The sequence below is a fragment of the Streptomyces sp. NPDC001156 genome (genome assembly GCF_053598275.1).
On sequence record NZ_JBSFJX010000384.1, the window covers coordinates 1 to 4,292 of the forward strand.

The window sequence follows — 4,292 nt, forward strand, 5'->3', positions numbered from 1 at the left end:
TCGACGACCTCGCCGACCTCGGAGTAGCCCCATCCGGCCACCGGGTACTCGATGCCGGCCGCGCCCTCCCTAAAGAGCCGGGCCTCGGGGTCCCAAGTGCGCGTCAGGTAGGGGTTGGTGCCCCGGTAGGCGGTGAGCTCGGTGCCCGCCGAGATGCCTGAGTAGCGGGTGCGGACCCTGACGTGGCCCGGGGGAAGTTCGGCTCTGACGTGCTCGGCGACCTCCACCTGACGAGGGCCGGTGAATTGAACGACGCGTTCCACGGATGGCTCCGGAAGTGGTGCGGGTGGTGACTTGCGTCGACGATATCTCCAACTTATGTCTTGTCAACACGCAAAAGTGATGCTGAGATGCGTGACCAGTAGTCGTAAGCCGGAACAAGGACACGCAATGCGCATCATGACCCGGCGGTCGAGGATGACCGCGGTCGGCGTCACAGCAGCCCTGGGACTCGGGCTGCTCACGGGCTGTTCCAGCAGCACCGGACCCGGCAAACCGGACCGCGAGATAACGGTCTGGTCACAGGAGAACCTCCCTGATCGCATGGCGGCGACGCAGAAGGCGATCGACGGGTTCGAGAAGAAGACCGGGATCAAGGTCCATCTCGTCGGCGTCGACGAGGGCCAGATGCCCCAACTGATCATGTCGGCCGCGGCCGCCGGCAAGCTCCCCGACGTCATCGGCGCGGCCCCCATGGGCCAGGTCTGGCAGATGTACACCAACGGCCTGCTCAACACGGACATCCCGAAGCAGATCATCGGCGAGCTGGGGCGCGGCACCTTCAACGCCAACGCGCTCGACCTGACCTCCGACGGGAAGACCAGTCTCGGTGTGCCCTCCGACGCCTGGCTCCAGCTGCTGGTCTACCGCAAGGACCAGTTCGACCAGAAGCAACTGGCGGCCCCCGACACCTACGAGCGGGCCGTGACCGCCGCCAAGGCACTCACCACCAAGGGCCACGACGGCATCTCGGCGGCCACCGACCCGGGCGACGCCTTCACCTCGCAGAGCTTCGAGAGCCTGGCCCTGGCCAACAACTGCCAGCTCGTCGACGACCACCACGCCGTCGCCCTCGAATCCCCGCAGTGCGAGACAGCCTTTCGCACCTACGACCAGCTCGCCCGCACCTACGGCGCCCCAGGCACCCAGACCGTGGACACCACCCGCGCCAACTACTTCGCCGGCCAGTCGTCCATGGTCATCTGGTCGTCGTTCCTGCTGGACGAACTCGCGGGCCTGCGCAAGGACGCCCTGCCCAGCTGCCCCCAGTGCAAGAAGGACCCGCAGTACCTGTCCCGCAACAGCGGCATCGCCACCGCGCTGCAGGGCCCAGACAGCACCACGGCGGCCCAATTCGGCGAGATCACCTCATGGGTGACCACAAAGACGGCCGAGACGTCGGCCTCCCGCCAGTTCATCGAGTACATGATGGGCCCCGGCTACGAGCCCTGGTTCGGCATGGCACCCGAAGGCAAGATCCCCGTGCGCCATGGCACGGCCGCCCAGCCTGACCTCTACGTCGACGCCTGGCGCCACAGCGACATCGGAGTGGACACCAAGAAGCCCTTCGACCAGGTGTACCCGGCGAGCCTGCTCAACCAACTCGCCAACGGCGTCAGCAACATGCGGCGCTGGGGCATCACGCAGGGCGAAGGAGCCCTCGTCGGTGCCACCAACGGTGAACTTCCCGTGCCGAAGGCCATCGGCGCCATGACCAGCGGGCAGATCACTCCCTCCGAGGCCGCACACGAAGCCGACGACGACGTCGCCGCTCTCAAGAAGTCCCTGCAGTAGCCGCCCGCATGCACGTCACAAAGGTCTCTTCATGACAACAGCACCCGCCGGCGCACCGCAGCGCCGGGACACCCGCCCCCGGTCGACAGACCGGCCCGCCCAGCGCCAGCGGCGCCCGCTGACCGCCAGCCGTCGCGCCAACCGCGCCGGACTTGCCTTCGTCACCCCCACCTTCATCGTGGTCCTCGTGGTGGTGATCCTTCCCATCCTGTGGACCGTGCTCCTGGCGTTCCAGCACGCCAAGCTGGTCGACATCCAGGGCATGGGCGTCTTCGGGAACTGGTCTCTGGACAACTTCACCCAGGTCTTCGACTCCGCCGGATTCTGGTCGAGCCTGGGCACCACTCTCATGTACACCGCGGGCGGCACCTTCGGCTCCGTCATCCTCGGACTCATCGCGGCCCTCGCCCTGCGCAAGCCCTTCCGCGGGCGTGGACTGCTGCGCGCGGCGATGCTGCTGCCCTACGTCGCCCCCGTCGTCGCCGTGGCCTTCGTCTGGGAAGTCGCCCTGAGCCCGCAGTACGGCGTGGTCAACAACTGGGGCCACCGCCTGTTCGGATGGGACAACCCCATCGCTTTCCTCTCCACCCGCCAGTACGAAGTCCACCTGCTCGGTGTGCACTTCGACATACCGCTGGCCCTGCTGACCGTCATCGCCTTCGAGTGCTGGCGCTACTTTCCCTTCGCGTTCTTGTTCATCCTCGCCCGGCTGCAGGCAGTCCCGCATGGCTTGGAGGAGGCCGCCATGGTCGATGGCGCCACCATCACCCAGCGCTTCCGTCACATTCTGCTGCCCCAGCTGATGCCGGTCATCGCCCTGCTGTGCGTCTTGCGGTTCATCCTGACCTTCAACAAGTTCGACGACGTCTACCTGCTGACCGGGGGTGGCGCGGGAACCGACACTGCCGCCGTCCGGGTCTACAACTTCCTCACCGCCCGCTACGACGTGGGAGCCGCGGCCGCCCAGGCCCTCGTCCTGGCAGCCTCCCTGATGATCCTGCTGGGCCTCTACTTCAAGTTCTTCGGCAACAAGGTCCAGGAGGAATCGTGATCCGCAAGGCCGCCCTGACCAGGGCCCAGTTCGAGGACAGATTCTTCGGTGTCCTGCGCTGGTTCGTCATCGCGTTCCTCGCCGCGATCACCCTGCTGCCCTTCTACTACATGCTGCTGCTGTCGGTGAAACCCATCGATGCGCTCCTGCTCGATCCGGGATCGCTGTGGGTCTCGGCCAAGGACTTCACGCTGTCCACCTACCGCGACGTGCTCAAGTCCACCGACGACGGCGGCCAGGGCTTTCTGAGATTCCTGCTCAACTCCGCGCTCGTGTCGCTGGGCACGGTCGTCCTCACCCTGCTGGCCGCCGTGCCCGGCGCCTACGCCGTCAGCCGCCTGAAGTTCTTCGGCCACCGCCAGGTCAGCGCGCTCTTCTTGGCCGTCTACCTGTTCCCGGCAACCCTGTTGGCCGTTCCGCTGTTCGTCATCTTCGCCAAGCTGGGTCTGTCCTCCAGCCTCGTCGGCCTCGCCATCGTCTACGTCGCCCAGACCGTGCCGGTGGCGATCTACATGCTGAAGAACTACCTCGTCACGATCCCCCAATCCATCGAGGAAGCGGCAGCGATCGACGGAGCCAGCCGGCTGCAGACCGTCCGCAAGGTGGTCCTGCCCCTCGCCCTGCCCTCCCTCATGGCGACCGGCCTGTACGTCTTCATGATCGCCTGGAACGAGTTCCTCTTCGCGCTGCTCTTCCTGGCCGCCGACCCCAGCAAGTGGACCGTCTCCCTCGGCCTGGCACAGCTGTCCAACGGCGTCGAGGTGCCCAAGACCATCCTCATGGCCGGTTCAGTGGTCCTCACGATCCCCGTGATACTTCTGTTCTTCGCCGCCGAGCGCATGCTGACCGAGGGCCTGACCAGCGGCGCCGACAAGAGCTGAACCATGGGGGATGTCATGATGACGCCGAGTCAGGTCAGCGCGGGCGGACTGCTGGAGCTGATCCGCAGCGGCCGCGCCAACACCCGCGCCGACCTGCAACGCGCCACCGGTCTGTCCCGCTCCACCATCGGAGCACGACTGGACCTCCTCAACCGGGCCGGCTGGCTCCGGCGCACCACCGGCACCTCCACCGGCGGCCGCCCCTCCGACCAGATCGTCTTCGACCCCACCCACGCCTCGGTGATCGTCGTCGATCTCGAGACCCGACACGCCCGCGCCGCCGTGCTGGACCTGGCAGGCACCATCCTCGCCGAACACACCGGCCCCCTGCACATCACCGACGGCCCAGACACCGTGCTCGAGCAACTCGCCACCTGGTTCCCGGATTTGATCGGCGCCGCCGGTGTGGACGCCACCCACATCTGCGGCATCGGACTGTCGGTGCCCGGCCCCGTCGACTGGGAGAGGGGGCAGGTCATCGAGCCGCCCATCATGCCCGGCTGGGACCGCTACCCCATCCGCGAACGCCTGCAGAAGGCCTACGCCGACCACGTGGGCCCCAGCAG

4 protein-coding genes and 1 pseudogene are annotated in these 4,292 nt (G+C 67.0%); 4 read left to right on the forward strand and 1 reads right to left on the reverse strand.

From position 1 onward, the window contains the following. A pseudogene (locus ACWDA7_RS50935) lies at positions 1 to 263 on the reverse strand (oxidoreductase); the annotation flags it as partial. A 127-nt stretch (positions 264 to 390) separates the two neighbouring features. Here ACWDA7_RS50935 and ACWDA7_RS50940 point away from each other — a divergent pair. The 4 genes from ACWDA7_RS50940 to ACWDA7_RS50955 form a co-directional block, all read left to right on the forward strand. Continuing rightward, a complete protein-coding gene (locus ACWDA7_RS50940) occupies positions 391 to 1,794 on the forward strand; it encodes an ABC transporter substrate-binding protein (protein ID WP_450614790.1) in 1,404 nt (467 codons plus the stop codon). Positions 1,795 to 1,825: 31 nt separating this feature from the next. Next, positions 1,826 to 2,845 (forward strand): carbohydrate ABC transporter permease, encoded by a 1,020-nt coding sequence (locus tag ACWDA7_RS50945; RefSeq protein ID WP_450614792.1) that lies wholly within the window; start codon positions 1,826 to 1,828, stop codon positions 2,843 to 2,845. Further along, a complete protein-coding gene (locus ACWDA7_RS50950) occupies positions 2,842 to 3,726 on the forward strand; it encodes a carbohydrate ABC transporter permease (protein ID WP_450614794.1) in 885 nt (294 codons plus the stop codon). The genes ACWDA7_RS50945 and ACWDA7_RS50950 overlap by 4 nt, the downstream gene beginning before the upstream one ends. Positions 3,727 to 3,744: 18 nt before the next feature. Beyond that, positions 3,745 to 4,292 (forward strand): ROK family protein (locus tag ACWDA7_RS50955; protein ID WP_450614796.1); only part of this gene is annotated, 548 nt, incomplete at its 3' end.

Excerpts from the sequence above, each read along its gene's own strand:
- ACWDA7_RS50940 (WP_450614790.1), top strand. The coding sequence starts at position 391 with ATGCGCATCATGACCCGGCGGTCGAGGATGACCGCGGTCGGCGTCACA.
- ACWDA7_RS50945 (WP_450614792.1), top strand. The coding sequence starts at position 1,826 with ATGACAACAGCACCCGCCGGCGCACCGCAGCGCCGGGACACCCGCCCC.